The 18,780-nt window shown below is 69.8% G+C and carries 3 protein-coding genes; all 3 read right to left on the reverse strand.

The window, feature by feature from the left end:
* Positions 1–111 precede the first annotated feature (111 nt).
* Genes G6N26_RS06685 through G6N26_RS06695 form a run of 3 tightly spaced genes read right to left on the reverse strand, consistent with a single transcriptional unit; the run spans position 112 to position 18,310 of the window.
* Positions 112–7,770, reverse strand: a complete 7,659-nt coding sequence (locus tag G6N26_RS06685; RefSeq protein WP_083018198.1) for a non-ribosomal peptide synthetase — start codon at positions 7,768–7,770, stop codon at positions 112–114.
* Entirely contained in the window at positions 7,767–18,035 is a 10,269-nt protein-coding gene (locus tag G6N26_RS06690) for a non-ribosomal peptide synthetase (RefSeq protein ID WP_083018286.1), read from the reverse strand. The genes G6N26_RS06685 and G6N26_RS06690 overlap by 4 nt, the downstream gene beginning before the upstream one ends.
* 44 nt (positions 18,036–18,079) lie before the next feature.
* Entirely contained in the window at positions 18,080–18,310 is a 231-nt protein-coding gene (locus G6N26_RS06695) for an MbtH family protein (RefSeq protein ID WP_003877688.1), read from the reverse strand.
* Positions 18,311–18,780: the final 470 nt, after the last annotated feature.

An 18,780-nucleotide genomic window follows, 5' to 3' on the forward strand; every position in this document is an offset into this window, starting at 1 on the left:
ATTGCCGCGTGATAGGCGGCGGGGACCCGGTTACGCCTTTAACACCAATCGCGCATACAGCAGCGCGGCGCGGTCCGTAGGGACCACGCCGCGCTGAAGTTCCGCGAGCGGTTAGAGCAGACCGAGCAGTTGCAGGTCGGTGACGTATTTGACGATCACCGGCGCACTCACGTGCGGGATGTCGTTGTCCGAGCCGACCTTCGCTTCCTGCACGGCGGCGCGGAACCGGTCGGTCGGCGCGAAAGCGCCGCGAGCCGGCTCGGCGGGCTGCAGGTTCTTCGGATCGCGCAGCAGCAACAGCAGCATCTGCAGGACCGAGTTCTGCCGCTGCCGTTCCGGCAGGCCGCGCAGGCCGGTCTCGAAGCGCTGCAGCCACTCGCCGAAGTCGCCCACGCGCTCGATCGGGTAGCCGGCCTCGATCAGCCAGTCGACGTACTCGTCGAGCCCGATGCCGTCGTCGTGCGGGTTCATCACGTGGTAGGTCTCGAACCCCTCCATCACCTGGGCGCCCAGCTTGGCGATCGCCTCGGCGACGAACTCGACGGGTAGCCCGTCGAAGTGCGCGCTCTGCCGGTTGCCGTCGGCGTCGAGCTGATAGAACGACTTGGGCGCGCAGCCGGTGGCCACGACGCTCAGGATCATCCGGGTGAAGATGTCCGCGACGTTGAGCTGGCCGGCGTAGCTGGTGTCGGCCAGGATCATGTCGGAGCGGAACACCGAGACCGGCAAGCCGCACAGGTCGTGGGCCTCGCGCAGCAGGACCTCGCCCGCCCACTTGCTGTTGCCGTAGCCGTTGGCGTAGCTGCCGTCGATGACGCGGGTGGCGCTGATGACCCGGATGTCGGCGTCCTCGGTGAAGGCCGACGGCTCGATCTGGCGCCCCACGTCCGACGTCGACACGTACGCGTACGGCTTCATCTTCGTGGTGAGCGCCAACCGGATCAGCTCGGCGGTGCCGCCGACGTTGGGCGTGAACAGCTCGTTGTAGGGCAGCACACCGTTGACGACGGCCGCGGAGTCCACGATCAGGTCGACGGTGTCGGCCAGCTGCCGCCAGGTCTCGTCGCTCAGGCCAAGATTCGCCTGGCCCTTGTCGCCGGCGACCACCTGCAGGTGCTCTTCGGCCAGTTCCTGGAAGTGGCGCAGCAGTTCCGGGTCGCCGCTGTCGAAAGTCTTCTCCAACCGGCGCCAGGCATCTTCATCCGTGCGGGCCCGCACCAGGCAGACCAGCTTGCCCTCGACCTGTTCCAGCTGCTCGAGCCATTCCAGCACCAGGTAGCGACCGAGGAAGCCGGTCGCGCCGGTCAGCAGGACCGTCCGCACCTCGGAGCTGGGAGCGCGCAGCGACGGCACGGTCGACAGCGTCGTTGCGTCGATGAACTTGTCCAGCGTGAGGTCGCGGGCGTACACCTCGGTGGCGTCGGCGCCGTGCACCGCCGCGAAGCCCGGGCCCGCGGCGTTCTCGGTGTCGGCGCCGCTGGTGATCCGCTGACTCAGGGCCCGGATGGACTGCGAGTCGAACAGGGTGCGCACCGACAGGGCGCCGTCGAGGGCGGTGTTGATCTCGGCGATCACCCGCATCGCCGACAGCGAGTCGCCGCCGAGCTCGAAGAAGGAGTCCTCGACCGAGACCCGCTCCATCCCCAGGACCCGGGCGAAGATACCGGCGACGGTCTCCTCGGTGGGGTTGGCCGGGGCGACGTATTCGCCGCCGCGCTTCTGGTACTCGGGTGCGGGCAGGGCGCGCTTGTCGAGCTTGCCGTTGACCGTCAACGGCAGCGCGTCGAGCACCACCACCGCGGCCGGAACCATGTAGGCCGGCAACCGGTCGGCCAGCTGGATGCGGATGCCGACCGGGTCGGCGGTGCCGGTGATGTAACCGACCAGCCGCTTGTCGCCGGGACGGTCCTCGCGGGCGATCACCGCCGCCTGCTCGACCCCGTCGAGCCCGGCCAGCGCGGCCTGCACCTCGCCGAGTTCGATGCGATACCCGCGGATCTTGACCTGCTCGTCGGCGCGGCCCAGGTACTCGAGCTGACCGTCGTGGCCCCACCGGACCAAGTCGCCGGTGCGGTACATGCGTGCGCCCGGGGCGCCGAAGGGGCAGGCCACGAACCGCGACGCCGTCAGGCCGGACCGGCGCGAATACCCCGTCGCCACACCGTGACCGGCGATGTACAGCTCGCCGACCACGCCCTCGGGCGCCGGACGCAGCCAGCGGTCGAGCACGAACAATGCGGCCCGCGGGACCGGCGAACCGATCGGCGCCGAACCCGCCCCGGTCTGCAACGGCGAGCTCATCGCCGCATAGACGGTGGCCTCGGTCGGGCCGTAGGCGTTGATCATCACGCGCCCCGACGCCCAGCGGTCGACGACCTCGACCGGGCAGGCCTCGCCCGCCACGACCAGCGTCGTCGAGTCCAGGCCCTCCGGCGAGAGCATGCCCACCGCCGACGGGGTCTGGCTCAGCACGGTGACCTCTTCGGAGACCAGCAGCGCGTGCAGCTCGTCCGGGGAGGCCGCGACCGATTCGGGCACCACGACCAGGCGGCCGCCGTGCAGCAGCGCCCCCCAGATCTCATGCACCGACACGTCGAAGACCAGGGAGTGCCACTGCGCCCACACCCCCGCCTCCGGCAGGTCGGCGTGCAGCGACTCCACCAGCTGGGCGACGTTGTCGTGGGTGACGGCCACGCCCTTGGGGACACCGGTCGTGCCCGACGTGTAGATGAGGTAGGCGATGTTGTCCGACGACGGGATCGGCAGCTCGGTGCCGGGCTGGCTGTCCAGCGCCGGGTCGTCGACGTCGATGACCGTCGGGCGGCAACCCTCCAGCCGCGACCGCAGACCCGTCACGGTGACCACGGCGACCGGCTCGGCGTCGGTGAGCAGGAACTCGATCCGCGCGGCCGGCAGTGCCGGGTCGATCGGCAGGTACGCCGCCCCCGTCTTGAGGACCGCGAGGATCGAGACGATCGCGTCGGCCGAGCGGGAGAACAGCAGCGCGACCCGCTCACCCGGACCCGCGCCCTCCTCGATCAGCAAGTGCGCCAGCCGGTTTGCGGCCTCGTCGAGCTCCCGGTAGGTCATCGAGCGGCCCTCGAACGTCAGCGCCGCCGCGTCCGGGGTGCGGGCCACCTGCGCGGCGAACAAGCCGGGGATCGACTTCCCGGTCGCCGGCTCGCTCAGCACCGACCGGTTGCCCCACACGTCGAGCAACTCGTGCTCGGCCTCGTCGACGACGTCCAGCGCCATCAGCCGGCGGGTGGGGTCGACGGTCATCTCCGAGAGCACCCGCTGGAAGCGCTCGGTCATCTTCTCGATGCCGGCCGCGTCGAAGACGTCCGTGTCGTATTCGACGCGCAGGCCCAGTTCGCGCCCCGGGAGCGCCATCACCGACAACGGGTAGTGGTTGTACTCGCGGTTGGTGACATCGGTGATGGCCAGCTCGTGGAAGCCCAGCGGCACGCTGGTGTCGATCGGGTAGTTCTCGTAGAGGAACAGGGTGTCGAACAGCGCGTCGTGGCCCGTGACGCGGTGGATCTCGCTCAGCGCCAGGTGCTCGTGTTCGAGGGTGTCGTTGTGGTGCTGCTGCAGCTGGTCCAGCACGTCGGCGACGGTGGTCTCCGCGTCGACGTTGGCACGCACCGGGACGGTGTTGATCAGCAGGCCCACCATCGATTCGGCGCCGGCCAGGTCGGCGGGCCGACCGGAGACGGCGGTACCGAACGCCACATCGTGGTGGCCGGTGAGCCGCATCAGCAGCTGCGCCCACCCGGCCTGCAGCACGGTGTTGACGGTGGTGTGGCACGAGCGGGCCAGCTCGCCCAGGGCGCGCGTGGTCTCCGCGGACAGCCGGTAGGACTCCACGGCGCGCCGGCCGAGGCGCATGCGGCCCGCCGGACCCACCAGGGTGGGGGCCTCGAACCCGTCGAGCACCTCACGCCACGCCGCCTGCGCGGCGGTGCGGTCCTGGCCGGCCAGCCAGGTCAGGTAGCTGCGGTAGGTCGCGGGCGCGGGCAGCTGGTCGCCGTAGTAGTTGGCCAGGATCTCGCGCAGCAGGATGGGCAGCGACCAGCCGTCCATCACGATGTGGTGGTTGGTGAGCACGAACCGGTACCGGTTGTCCGCGGTGCGGATCAGCGCGGCCCGGAATGCCGGCCGGTTGGCCAAATCGCTCACCGCGGCGCGCTCGGCGGCGCACAGCTCGTCGACGCGCTGCTCGGGGTCGAGGTCTTCGGGGCCCAGCTGGATGTAGCGCCACGCCATGACCGGGTCGGCGGGGATCACCTGGACGGGCTCGCCGAACTGCGGGCAGAACCGGGCCGCCAGGTTGGGGTGGCGGTTCACCACGGTGTGCACCGCCTCGTGCAGCCGGTGCGAGTCCAGGGCGCCGGTCACGGTGATGCCGAGCTGGACCGCGTAGACGTCGTCGCCCGGGTCCTGCGCGAAGCTGGCGTGGAAGAGCAGACCCTGCTGCAGCGGGGTCAGGGGCAGGATGTCGGCGACCTGGTGCTGCTTGCTCAGCTCGTCGATCTGCCGCTGGTTCAGGCGCGCCGGCGCGATGTCCGAGGGGGTCAGCCCGCCGCCACCGCCCTGCACGTGGGTGCAGATGCCGGCCAGGGCCTCGAACCACAGCTGGCTCAGCTGGCTGATCTGCTCGCGGTTCATCGCCGAGGCCGCCCACGTCCAGTTGGCGTGCAGGTGCGGGCCGTCCTCGGTGTCCATGGTGCCGGCGTTGAGGTCGACGGTGTGCATCAGCGGCATCGCCACCGCCGCGGCCGCGCCGCTCAGCGACAGGCTGTCGGGGCTCAACCGCCACAACTCGCCGGGCAGGTCGGCGGCGGCGCCGAGCCGTCCCAGGTAGTTGAAGCCGATCACCGGGTCAGAGCCGCCCAGATCGATGTCGGGGTTCAGGTAGCGCAGCAGGCCGTAGGTCAGCCCGTCGGGCAGGGCGCGCAGCTGCTCCTTGGTGGACTTGACCGCCGCGCCCAGCGCGTCGTCGCCGTCCACCACGCTGGACCAGTCCAGCCCGTCGATGGTCAGGGCCACCGGGTACTTGGTGGTGAACCAGCCCACGGTGCGCGACAGGTCGACGTGCGGTCCCAGCTCTTCCTGGCGCCCGTGGCCCTCGACGTCGATGCCGATCGCCGTGCCGGCAGCCTTGGAACCGAGGAATTTCGTCCAGGCCATCCCGAACGCGATCAGCAGGATGTCCTGCACGCCGGCGTGGAACGCCGCGGGCACCTCACCCAGCAGCAGGCGGGTGGTCTCGACATCCAGCGACACCGACAACTGCTCGGCCGTCTGGTAGGTGTCCTCCTCGGGACGCACCGCGGGCAGGACGGCCGGGGTGGCCACCACCTCGCGCCAGGCGTCAGCCTGCTCGACCACCGCCGGGCTCTGCGCGTGCTCGGCCAGCAGCGACGACCACCGGGCGAACGAGGTGCCGCCCACCGGCAACGCGACCGGCTGGCCGCTGTGGTGCTGCGCCCAGGCGATGTTGAGGTCCTCGATCAGCGTCCGCCACGACACACCGTCGACGGCGACGTGGTGGATGATCAACGCCAATTGGCTTGTCTCGCTTGCCCACACGGCGCTCACCATCACGCCGGCGCCCGGGTTCAGGCGCGACCGCGCCTCGACCAGCGTGGCGTCGGTCAGGGTGTCGACGGATTGCAGGCACTCGGCGGCCTGCACCGAGCCCGGGTCGGGCGCGTGCAACTTCCAGCCGCCGTCGCCGTCGTCTTCGACGTGCAGTCGGAGCATCGGGTGGCGGTCCAGCAGGGCCTGCAGCACGACGACGACCTCGTCGGCGGTGACGCCCGCGGGCGCCGCCAGCACCATGGTCTGGTTGAAGTCGTCGATCGGGCCTTGCACGGTTTGCAGCCAGCGCATGATCGGGGTGGCCAGCACCGGGCCGATCCCCTCGTCGACCACGTCGTCCTCGTCGTCGCGGTCGGTGGCCACGCGGGCCAGCCGGGCCACCGTCTGCTCGACGAACACGTCGCGGGGGCGGCACATCACGCCGGCGGCCCGGGCGCGGGCCACGACCTGCATCGACAGGATGCTGTCGCCGCCGAGGTCGAAGAAGGAGTCGTCGACACCCACCCGTTCCACACCCAGCACCTGGGCGTAGATGCCGGCCAGGATCTCCTCGGTGTGGTCGGACGGGGCGCGGTATTCGCCGGCGCGCTTGTGGTACTCGGGGGCGGGCAGGGCGCGCTTGTCGAGCTTGCCGTTGACCGTCAACGGCAGCGCCTCGAGCACGACCACCGCGGCGGGGACCATGTAGGCGGGCAACCGCTTGCCCAGCTGGGTGCGCAGCACGGCCGGGTCGGCGGTGCCGGTGATGTAGCCGACGAGGCGCTTGTCGCCGGGGCGGTCCTCGCGGGCGATCACCGCGGCCTGGTCCACCCCGTCGAGGCCGGCCAGGGCCGACTGGATCTCGCCGAGTTCGATGCGGTAGCCGCGGATCTTGACCTGCTCGTCGGCGCGGCCAAGGTACTGCAGCTGGCCGTCGGTGCCCCAGCGCACCAGGTCCCCGGTGCGGTACATGCGTGCGCCCGGGCCGCCGAAGGGGCAGGCCACGAACCGCGACGCCGTCAGGCCGGAGCGTCGCGAGTATCCCGTCGCCACGCCGCGGCCGGCCACGTACAGCTCACCGACCACGCCCTCGGGCGCGGGCCGCAACCACTTGTCCAAGACGAACAGCGCCGCGCCGGGCACCGGCGAGCCGATCGGCGGCGCGCCCGAGTCCCCCGCCAGCGGCGCGCTCATCGCGGCGTAGACGGTGGCCTCGGTCGGGCCGTAGGCGTTGATCATCACGCGTCCGGGCGCCCACCGGTCGACGACCTCGGCCGGGCAGGCCTCGCCGGCCACCACCAGGGCGGTCGATTCCAGGCCCTCGGGCGAGAGCATTCCGACCGCGGACGGGGTCTGGCTCAGAACGTTGACCTTCTCGGAGACCAGCAGCGCGTGCAGCTCGTCGGGCGAGCCCGCGACCGATTCGGGGACCACGACCAGGCGCCCGCCGTGCAGTAGCGCGCCCCAGATCTCCCACACCGAGACGTCGAACACCAGCGAGTGCCACTGCGACCACACCTGGCCCGAGCCCGACGGCAGCTTGGCGTGCAGGGTCTTCAGGAATTCGGTCACATTGCGGTGCGTGACCGCGACTCCCTTGGGGACGCCCGTGGTCCCCGAGGTGTAGATCATGTAGGCGATGTCCTCGGGCGCCGGGCCGGGCAGCGCGCTGCTGGGCTGGCTGTCGGCCGCGGCCTCGTCGACGTCGATGACCGGCAGGTCGAATCCGTCCAGCCGGGTGCGCAGGCTGGCGGTGGTGACCGCGGCGATCGGGGTGGCGTCGCCGAGCATGAATTCCATCCGGGCGGCCGGCAGGGCGGGGTCGATCGGCAGGTATGCCGCCCCGGTCTTCAGCACCGCGAGGATCGAGACGATGGCCTCGGCCGAGCGGGAGAACAGCAGGGCGACGCACTCGCCGGGGCCGGCACCCTGGTCGGCCAGCAGGTGCGCCAGCCGGTTGGCGGCCTCGTCGAGCTCCTGGTACGTCATCGAGTGGCCGTCGAAACTCAGCGCCACCGCCTGGGGCGCGCGCGCCACCTGGGCCGCGAACATTCCGGGAATGGACGCCGGCGCCTTGACCGGCTTGGTCAATATCGCCCGGTTGCCCCACTCGTCGAGTCGGTCGTGCTCGCCGCCATCCAGTAGATCGATCGACAACAATCGCCGCCCTGCACCGACGGTCATGACTGCTCCTCCAAGTCCACGGTCATGGCTTCCAGCACCCGCTTGAAACGCTCAACCAGCTTCTCGATCCTCGCCTCGCCGAACACGTCGGTATCGAACTCAACGCGAAGGCCAATTTCATGGCCCGGCACGGCTTGCACCGAAAGCGGGTAATGGTTGTATTCCCGATTCGTGAATCCCCTAATAGTTAACTCGTCCACGGCCGATAGCGCGGCGGTATCGAGGGGATAGTTCTCATACACGAACATTGTGTCGAAAATTTGGTCGTGTCCCGTTACACGATGGATTTCATTCAGCGCCAGGTGCTGGTGGTCCAGGGTGTCGGTGTAGGCGCTTTGTAGCTGGTCAAGTAGGTCGGCGATGGTGGTTTCGGCGCCGATTGTCGCCCGGACCGGAACGGTGTTGATCAGCAGGCCGATCATGGCCTCGGACCCGGCCAAATCGGTCGGCCGGCCCGAAACCGCAGTGCCGAAGACCACATCGTGCTGGCCGGTCAGCCACATCAGCAGCTGCGCCCAGGCCGCCTGCAGCACCGTGCTGACGGTGGTGCGACACGAGCGGGCCAGTTCGCCGAGCAGGCGGCTGGTCTCCGCGGACACCTGGAATTCGGCGACGCCACGCGGCCCGAGCCCCATCCGGCCGGACGGGCCCACCAGGGTGGGGGTGTCGAAACCGGCGAGGACCTGGCGCCACGCCGCCTGCGCGGCGGTGCGGTCCTGCTCGGACAGCCACGTGATGAAGCTGCGGTAGGGCACCGGGGCGGGCAGGCGCACGCCGAAGTAGCTGGCGAAGATCTCCTGCAGCAGGACGGGCTTGGACCAGCCGTCGAGCACGATGTGGTGGTTGGTGAGCACGAACCGGTAGGTGTCGTCCCCGGTGCGGATCAGGGTGCCCCGGAACGGCGCTTTGCCCGCCAGGTCGCAGACGGCGACGCGTTCCGCGGCCGACAGCTGCTCGATCCGCTGGTCTAAGTCGCTGCCGGCGGCCAGCTCGACGTACTGCCAGGCCAGGTCCGGGTCGGCCGACATGACCTGGACCGGCTCGCCGAAGTCCTCGCTGAACCGGGCGACCACGTTGGGGTGACGGGTGATGACGGTCTGCACCGCCTCGCGCAGCCGCTCGGGGTCGATGGCACCGCTCAGCGAGATGTCAAGCTGCACGGCGTAGAGGTCTTCGGAGTCTTGGCCGCCCTGCGCGGTGCCGGTGTGGAACAGCAGGCCCTGCTGCAGCGGGGTCAGCGGCAGCACGTCGGCGACGCGGTGCTGCTGCTGCAGTTCGTCGATGTCCCGCTGGGTCAGCCGGGCGGGCGCGATGTCGGACGGGGTCAGCCCGCCGCCGCCGCCCTGCACGTGGGCGCAGATGCCGGCCAGCGCGTCGAACCACAGCTCGCTGAGCTTGCCGACCTGCTTTTCGTCCAGCGCCGAAAGCGCCCACGTCCAGTTGGCCTGCAGGTGCGGGCCGTCGGCGGTGTCCATGGTGCCGGCGTTGAGCTCCACGGTGTGCGGCAACGGCAGGGCCACCGCTCCGGCCGCACCGGCCAACGTGAAGCTGTCCTCGCTGAGCTGCCACAGGTCGGGCGACAGGTCGGCGGCCCCGCCACCGAGTCGGCCCAGGTAGTTGAAGCTGATGGCGGGATCCGAATCACCAAGGTCCACATCGGGATTCAGGTACCGCAGCAACCCATAGGTGAGGCCGTCGGGCAGGCCGCGCAGTTGCTCCTTGGCGTCCTTGATGACCGGACCCAGCTCGGCGTCCCCGCCGATCACCTGGCCCCACGACAGGCCGCCGACGCGCAGCGACACCGGGTACTTGGCGGTGAACCACCCCACGGTGCGCGACAGGTCCACCTGCGGACCCAGTTCCTCGCTGCGGCCGTGGCCCTCCACGTCGATCGCGATCGGCGCGCCGGTGCCGACGAACTGCGTCCACGCCAACCCGAAGGCGATCAGCAAAATGTCTTGCACCCCAGCGTGAAACGCCGCGGGCACCTCCGCCAGCAACAGGCGGGTCGTCTCGACGTCCAGCGTCGCCGACAGCTGCCCGGCCGTCGCGTAGGTGTCCTCGGGTTGCGCGGCCGGCAACACCGCCGGGATCGCGGCGACCTGCCGCCACTCCTCGGCCCGCTCGACCACGTCGGGGCGGCGCGCGTGCTCCTCCAGCAGCGACGACCACCGCGCGAACGAGGTCCCGCCCGCCGGCAGGGCCACCGGCTGGCCGCTGTGGTGCTGCGCCCAGGCGATGTTGAGGTCCTCGATCAGCGTCCGCCACGACACACCGTCGACGGCCAGGTGGTGGATCATCAACGCCAATTGGCTTGTCTCGCTTGCCCATACGGCGTTCACCATGAGGCCGTCGGCCAGGTTCAGCCGCGACCGGGCGTCGACCAGCGCCGCCTCGGACAACACGTCGACGGTCTCGAGCACGTCGCCGGCCTGCACCGAGCCGGCCTCGGGCACCTCGAATGACCAACCGCCCAGGCCGTCGTCCTCGACGCGCACCCGCAGCATCGCGTGCCGGTCCAGCAATGCCTGCAGCACCACCGTCACGTCGTCGCCGGTGACGCCGGCGGGGACCGCCAGCACCATCGTCTGGTTGAACTGCTCGACGGGACCGTCCATGTTCTGCAGCCAGCGCATGATCGGGGTGGCCACCACCGGCCCGGTCCCCTCGTCGACGACGTCGTCTTCGGGGCTGGCGATCGTGGCGACCCGCGCCAGGCGCGCGACCGTCTGCTCGGTGAAGACGTCCCGGGGGCGGCACACCACGCCGGCCGCCCGGGCGCGGGCGACCACCTGCATCGACAGGATGCTGTCTCCGCCCAGGTCGAAGAAGGAGTCGTCGACGCCGACGCGCTCCACGCCCAGCACCTGGGCGTAGATGCCGGCCAGGATCTCCTCGATGGCGCTCGCCGGGGCCCGGTACCGGTCGACGTCGGAGTACTCGGGCGCCGGCAGGGCGCGGGTGTCGAGCTTGCCGTTGACCGTCAACGGCAACGAGTCGAGCACCACCACCGCGGACGGCACCATGTACCCGGGCAGGCGTTCGGTGAGTTGGGCCCGGGCCTCGGCCGGGTCGGCGGTGCCGGTCACGTAGCCGACGAGCCGCTTGTCGCCCGGGCGGTCCTCGCGAGCGATCACGGCGGCGTGTTCGACGCCGTCCAGCGCGGCGAGTGCGGCCTGGATCTCGCCGAGTTCGATGCGGTAGCCGCGGATCTTGACCTGTTCGTCGGCACGCCCCATGTACTGCAGCTGCCCGTCGGCGCTCCAGCGGACGAGGTCGCCGGTGCGGTACATGCGCGCCCCGGGGGCCCCATGGGGGCAAGCCACGAATCGAGTGGCCGACAGCCCCGGGCGGCCGACGTAGCCGGTGGCCAATCCGCCGCCGGCGACGTACAACTCGCCGACCACCCCGACGGGCACCGGACGCAGCCAGCCGTCGAGCACGAAGAACCCGAGGTTGGCCAGCGGCACCCCGATGGGGCTGACGTTGTTGTCGACGTCGCCCTCGAGAATTTCGCGGAACGAGGCGTGCACCGTGGTCTCGGTGATGCCGTACATGTTGATCATCCGCGGCAGGCCGGGGTGGTGATGCAGCCACGTCGACAAGCGGTGCGGCTCTAGGGCCTCCCCACCGAACACGACCGTCTGCAACTTCAGCTGCTCACCGAGCTCGGGCGCCAACGCGTCGGCGCTTTGCAGCGCGTAGAACGCCGAGGGAGTCTGGCTGAGCACGCTGACCTGCTCGCGAACCAGCAAGGCGTGCAAGTCTTCTGCCGAACGCACCACCGCGTCGGGCACCATCACGAGGCGACCGCCGTACAGCAGTGACCCGAAGACCTCCCACACCGAGAAGTCAAACGCCAGCGAGTGACATTGCGTCCACACCTGGCCCAACCCCAGCTGAGCATCCAGTGTCTCCAGCAGCAACGTGACGTTGCGGTGCGGGATCGCGACGCCCTTGGGCGTTCCCGTCGTGCCGGAGGTGTAAATGATGTAGGCGATGTTGTCCGGTGCGGGCACCGGCAGGCCGGTTGCCGGCTGGTCGGCCATGGCGGGGTTGTCGATGTCGACGATCTGCCCGGTGAAACCGCCCAACTGCGGGCGCACCTCGGCGGTGGTGACCGCCGCGATCGGGGCGGCGTCACCGAGCACGAACTCCAGGCGCGCCGCGGGCACGCTCGGGTCGATCGGCACGTAGGCGGCCCCGGTCTTGAGGACCGCGAAGATCGCGATCACCGCTTCGGCCGACCGCGGGATCACGACCGCGACCCGCTGGCCCGGGCCCGCGCCCTGGGCAACGAGCAAGTGCGCCAACCGGTTTGCCGACTCGTCGACCTCGCGGTAGGTGAACGACCGCTCGCCGCAGGTGATCGCGACCGCGTCGGCGGCGCGGGCGACCTGCGCGGCGAACAGCGCCGGGATCGACTCCTGCCCGGTGGGCCGCCGGGCCAGCACGGCCCGGTTGCCCCACTCGTCCAGCCGTTCGTGTTCGGCGGGGTCGAGCAGATCGATCGACGAAAGTCGTTGCGCGGGATCGGCGGTCATGGCCGTCATCACGTGGCGCAGCCGCTCGATCAGCCTCTCGATGGCGGAGCCGTCGAACACCTCGGTGTCGTACTCGACGCGCAGGCTCAGTTCGTGGCCCGGCGTAGCCACGACCGACAGCGGGTAGTGGTTGAACTCGCGACTGCTGAACTCGGTGACGGCCAGCTCCTGGACACCCAGCAGCGCACCCGCGTCGATCGGGTAGTTCTCGTAGAGGAACAGGGTGTCGAACAGCTGGTCGTGCCCGGTGACGCGGTGAATCTCGTTGAGCGCCAGGTGTTCATGCTCGAGGGTCTCGGCGTGGGCCCGCTGCAGCTGCTCGAGCAGGTCGACGACGGTGGTCGCGGCGGCGATGTTGGCCCGCACCGGCACGGTGTTGATCAGCAGCCCGACCATCGCGTCGGCGTCGGCCAATTCGGTGGGCCGGCCCGAGACCGCGGCGCCGAAGGCGACGTCGTGCTGGCCGGTCAGCCATGTCAGCAGCTGCGCCCACGCGCCCTGCAGAACCGTGCTGATGGTGGTGCGGCTGGAGCGGGCCAGCTCGCCGAGCGCACGGGTGGTGTCGGCCGAAACCGTGTAGGTGGCAACGGCGCGCCGCCCGATCTTGCCGGGCGCGGCCACCAGGGTGGGCGCCTCGAACCCGTCCAGCGCCTCGCGCCACGCCGCTTGCGCGGCGGCGTGATCCTGGGCGGTCAGCCACATCAGGTAGCCGCGGTACGACGGCGGCGCGGGCAGCCGTTGCCCGTAATAGCCCGCGAAGACCTCCCGCAGCAGGACCGGCAGCGACCAGCCGTCGATCACGATGTGGTGGATGGTGAACAGCAGGCGGTGCCGGTCGTCGGCGATGCGGATGAGCGCGGCCCGGAAGGCGGGTTGGCCGGCCAGGTCGCACACGGCGGTGCGTTCGTCGGCGGCCACCGCCTCGAGCTGTTGGGCCTGTTGGTCCGAGTCGCCGCCGTCCAATTCGAGGTAGCGCCAAGCCATTACCGGCTCGGCGGGGATGATCTGCACGGGCTCGCCGAATTCGTCGAAGAACCGGGCCACCAGGTTGGGGTGGCGGTTGACGGCGGTCTGCACGGCCCCGCGCAGCCGGTGCTGATCCAGGCTGCCGCTCACGGTGATGCCCAGCTGCACCGCGTAGAGGTCTTCGAGCTCGGCGGCGAAGCTGGTGTGGAACAACAACCCCTGCTGCACCGGGCTCAGCGGCAGCACGTCGGCGATCTGGTGCTGCCGGCACAGCTCGTCGATCTGCCGCTGGTCCAGGCGGGCCGGCGCGATGTCGGACGGGGTCAACCCGCCGCCGCCGGCGCGCACGTGCGTGCAGATGCCGTTCAGGGCCTCAAACCATAACTGGCTCAACCGGTTTACTTGGTCGTCGGTCAGCGCCGAGGTCGCCCACCTCCAGTTGGCGTGCAGGAGCGGGCCGTCCGTGGTGTCCATGGTGCCGGCGTTGAGTTCCACGGTGTGCGCCAACGGCATCGCCACCGCCGTCGCGATCGCGGCCGAGGCCAGGCTGTCCTCGCTGACGCGCCACAAGTCGTCGGAGAGGTCGGCCCCCGCGGCCAATCGGCCCAGATAGTTGAACCCGATCACGGGGTCCGGTCCCTGCAGGCCGACCTCGGTGTTCAGGTAGCGCAGCAGCCCGTAGGTCAGCCCGTCGGGCAGGGCGCGCAGTTGTTCCTTGGCGTCCTTGATCACCGCGCCCAGCGCGGCGTCCCCGGCGGTCACCTTCGACCAGTTAAGCCCGCCGGTAATCGACAGCGCCGCAGGGTATTTGGTGGTGAACCAACCGACGGTGCGGGACAGATCGATGCGGGACGCGATTTCTTCGTTGCGCCCGTGCCCTTCGATGTCGATGCCGATCGGCGTCCCGGTCCCCACGGACCCCAGGAATTCGGTGAACGCCAACCCGAACGCGATCAACAGGATGTCCTGCACGCCGGCGTGGAACGCCGCGGGCACCTCCCCCAGCAGCAGGCGGGTCGTCTCGACGTCCAGCGACGCCGACAACTGTCCGGCGTTCGCGTAGGTGTCCTCCGGTCCGGCGGCCGGTAGCGCCGGCGGGGTGGCGGCCACTTCCCGCCACGTGTCGGCGTGCTCGAGGACCGCCGGATCCTTGGCGTGCTCGGCCAGCAGCGACGACCACCGGGCGAACGAGGTGCCGGGCGCCTGCAGCGCCACCGGCTGGGCGTTGTGATGCTGGACCCAGGCGATGTTGAGGTCCTCGATCAGGGTTCGCCACGAGACACCGTCGACGGCCAGGTGGTGGATGATCAACGCCAATTGGTTTGTCGCACTTGCCCATACCGCGCTGACCAGGACGCCGTCGGCCACATTGAGCCGGGAACGGGCCTCGACCAACTCCGCGTCGGAGAGCGCGTCGACCGTGCGTAGGCAGTCTGCGGCCTGCACCGAGCCGGCCTCGGGCGCCTCGAGCGACCAGCCGCCGGCGCCGTCGTCCTGCACGCGCAGCCGCAGCATCGGATGGCGATCCAGCACGGCCTGCAGCACCACCGCCACGTCGTCGGCGCTCACATCCGCGGGCGCCGCCAGCACCATGGCCTGGTTGAACTCGTCGATCGGGCCGTCGATGGTCTGCAGCCACCGCATGATCGGGGTGGCCACCACGGGACCGATCCCCTCGTCGGCGGCGCCGAGTTCGCCGTCGACCGCCACTTCGGACACCCGCGCCAGCCGGGCCACCGTCTGCTCGACGAATACATCCCGGGGGCGGCAGATCACGCCGGCCGCCCGGGCGCGGGAGACCACCTGCATCGACAAGATGCTGTCGCCACCGAGGTCGAAGAACGAGTCGTCCACACCGATGCGCTCCACACCCAGCACCTGGGCGTAGATGTCGGCCAGGATCTCCTCGATCGCGTCGGCCGGCGCCCGGTACTCGCTCGCCGTGTATTCCGGCGAGGGCAGGGCGCGCTTGTCGAGCTTGCCGTTGCCGGTCAACGGCAAGGCGTCGAGCACCATGACCGCGGTCGGCACCATGTAGGGCGGAAGCTTTTCGGCCAGTTGGGCGCGCAGCGCCGCGGGGTCGGCGGTTCCGGTGATGTAGCCGACCAGGCGCTTGTCGCCGGGGCGGTCCTCGCGGGCGATCACCGCCGCCTGGTCCACCCCGTCGAGACCGGCCAACACCGCTTGGATCTCGCCGAGTTCGATGCGGTAGCCGCGGATCTTGACCTGCTCGTCGGCGCGACCCAGGTACTGCAGCTGCCCGTCGGGACCCCAGCACACCACGTCCCCGGTGCGATACATGCGCGCCCCGGGACCGCCGAACGGGTTGGCCACGAACCGCGACGCCGTCAGGCCGGGCCGGCGCACGTAGCCGTGCCCGACGCCGCGACCCGCCAGGTACAACTCGCCGACCACACCGGCGGGCACCGGCTGCAGCCACTTGTCGAGGACGAACATCGCCGCCCCGGGTATCGGGGAGCCGATCGGCACCACCGGTGAGCCGGGCTCGAGGGGTGTGCTGATCGACGCGCAGACCGTGGTCTCGGTCGGGCCGTAGGCATCGATCATCACCCGCCCGGGCGCCGCCCACCGGTCGACGACGTCGGTCGGGCAGGCCTCGCCGGCCACCACCAGCGCCGTGGATTCGAGGCCCTCGGCCGGCAGCATCGCCACCGCCGACGGTGTCTGCGTCAGGACGCTGACTTTCTCCGCGACCAGCAGGTCGTGGAAGTCCTGCGGGGAGGACGCGACCGATTCGGGCACCACCAGCAGCCGCCTGCCGCGGAGCAGCGCGCCGAAGATCTCCCACACCGAGAAGTCGAAGGACGAGGAATGGCTTTGCGTCCAGACATCTCCCGGCGGCAGGGCGGCGTCGAGCGACTCGGTCAGCCACGTGACGTTGAGGTGCGGAATGGCGACGCCTTTGGGGGTTCCGGTCGTTCCGGAGGTGTAGATGATGTAGGCGACGTTCTCGGGGGCCGGGTTCGGCAGCGCGGTGCTGGGTTGGGTGTCGATGGCCGGGTCGTGCACGTCGACGACGAAAACGTCATGGCCGTCGAGCCGCGGCCGCAACTCCGCCGAGGTGATCACCGCGCGGGGTGCGGCGTCCTCGAGCACGAAGTCCATCCGCGACGACGCGTGCGCCGGGTCGATCGGCACGTAGGCCGCCCCGGTCTTGAGCACCGCCAGCATCGAGACGATGGCATCCGCGCAGCGGGGAAACAACACCGCGACGCAGTCACCCGGGCCCACTCCATGGTCGGCGAGCAAGTGCCCCAACCGGTTGGACGCCTCGTCGAGCTCCGCGTAGGTCAGCGAGTGGTCGCGGAATGTCACGGCCAGCGCCTCGGGCGCGGCCTGCACGTGCTCGGCGAACGCGGCCGGAATCGACACCGGGGCGGGCGCGGGCTCGGCCAACGCCGGCCGGTTGCTCCACTGGTCGATGAGCGCGGGCTCGTCGGGGGTCAGCAGCTCGATCGACGACAGTGGCCGTTCCGGGTCGGCGGTCATGGCGGCCAGGATCTGCTGCAGCCGGCCCGCCAGGTCGGCGACGCCGAAACTGGCGAACGGTTGACCCGGACCCGCGGTGCTGAGGAACAGCTGGTCACCGGCGCCGAGGAAGAACATGCCGAAGTGCCCGACGGGGCCATGGTTCGTGTACGACGCCGTCGCCGGCGATCCGGCCAGGTCCAGGGTCAGCCGCGACGGGATGAAGTTGATCCCGACGCGGTTGGGCGCCTGCCGCAGCCCGTCACCCTCGAGGGTGTGCACCGGGAAGCGCTGGTGCTGCAGTAGTTCGCGGATCCGCTTGTCCACGTGCTTGCAGAAGTCGGCGACCGTCGTCTGCGGCTCGGTCGCCAGCACCAGCGGCACGACGCCCGCCAGCATCGCGGGAAGCGTCTTCGACTCTGGAGTCACGCGCCGGCTGACCGGGAAGTCCAGCGCCACCTCCGAACCGCTGCCCGACCATCCGCGCACCAACAGGGCGCACGCGGCGGTGGTGACCGAAAACCGGCGGATGGCCAGCTTTTTGGACAGCTCCTTGATCCGGTTGGCGACCGAGGGGTCCAGCTGGACCGACGCGGACGGCGAGTAGTGGTCTTGCTCGGTGCCCGCATCCGGTAGCCGGTCGACCGGCCCGCTCTCCGGCGGAAGGTGCTCGCTCCAGTAGGCCTTGTCCTCGAGGTAGTCCTCGGAGGCCTCGTACCCCGACTCGAGGTCGACCAGGTCCTGCGCCGAACCGAAGTAGGCGTCGGGGATTGGCTTTCCCGCCACCATCGCCGAATAAATAGTCGCCACCCGGCGGCACACCAGGGCCATGCCCAGGCCGTCGATGGCGATGTGGTGGCAGCAACCAAACAAATAGAATTCCTCGTGCCCCGTTTGAAAGAGCACGAATTTGAACATTTGGCCGTTCAACGGCATCGGGGTGCGCTGGATGGCAGACGACATCTCGCGGGCTTCCTGCACCGGGTCCGCGGCGTCCGTGAGGTCGTGAAACTCCAGCTCGACGTGCGGGTAGTCGATCGGCTTCTGGACCACCTGGCCGTCGACCTCGAAGAACGAGACCCGACCTGGTTCGGCCTCGCCGACCGCTTGGGTGAGTGCCTGCTGAAAAGCGTCCCGATGGACCGGGCCGTCGATCTTGACCAGGAGGCCGAGCTGCCACTGGGTGCCGGCGAAGCCGGCTTCTTGGGATAGCCAGATGTCAAGCTGACCCCGTGTCAGTGGCAGCGTCCGATCATCCCTCGCCATCGACTCCCCCAAGTCTCCACCCACCCGCCCCGTACCCCGGCTGGTTACTGGTCAAAACCCCGACCCGTTGCGAGCTTGTCCCGCAGGCTCTTCGGCCTGATGTCGGGCCAATGTTGCTCGATGTACTCCAAACACGCAGCTCGGTCGGCTTCCCCGTGCACCACTCGCCAGCCCGCTGGAACATCGGCGAAGGCCGGCCACAAGCTGTGTTGCTCCTCGTCGTTCACCAGGACGAAAAAGCTGCCGTTGTCGTCGTCGAATGGATTGATGCTCACAATTCTCCAGATACATAGTGGACATGAGTGGAACAGGTCCAAACCATAGTTGAGCTGCTGAGCGCTCGCCCGTGGTTTGGTCAAAGTTCCTGGTGTGGCCTAGAAGGGTCTTTACGCCATCGAATGATTGGTGTGCGAAGGGGCCCCGATGCCCCTGAATTCGCTGCAGTGACCTGCATCAATGGCGTTGGTTGCGAAATGTCGCTATTGGGGCAGGCACGTCCTTCAGGCCGATGAAGTTATTGTGCTTGTCGACACACATCCTAGCCGAACTGGTGAGGGGCACGAAAATCACCCGGAGGCAAACCTGCCAGCTCCCGGCGGGCGTCGTGAACCATCCGGGCCAGTGACACGTAAGGAGTGCTGTGCTTAGGTGGTTGGGCGGCGTGGGCGACACTGCGCGGGCGGATCGGTCGGCAAAACGCTGTTTACGCAGGTCGTGTCGGTCACGATCCCGTATCGCGTTGCCA

Source organism: Mycobacterium marseillense (assembly GCF_010731675.1).
GTDB classification, from domain to species: Bacteria; Actinomycetota; Actinomycetes; order Mycobacteriales; family Mycobacteriaceae; genus Mycobacterium; species Mycobacterium marseillense.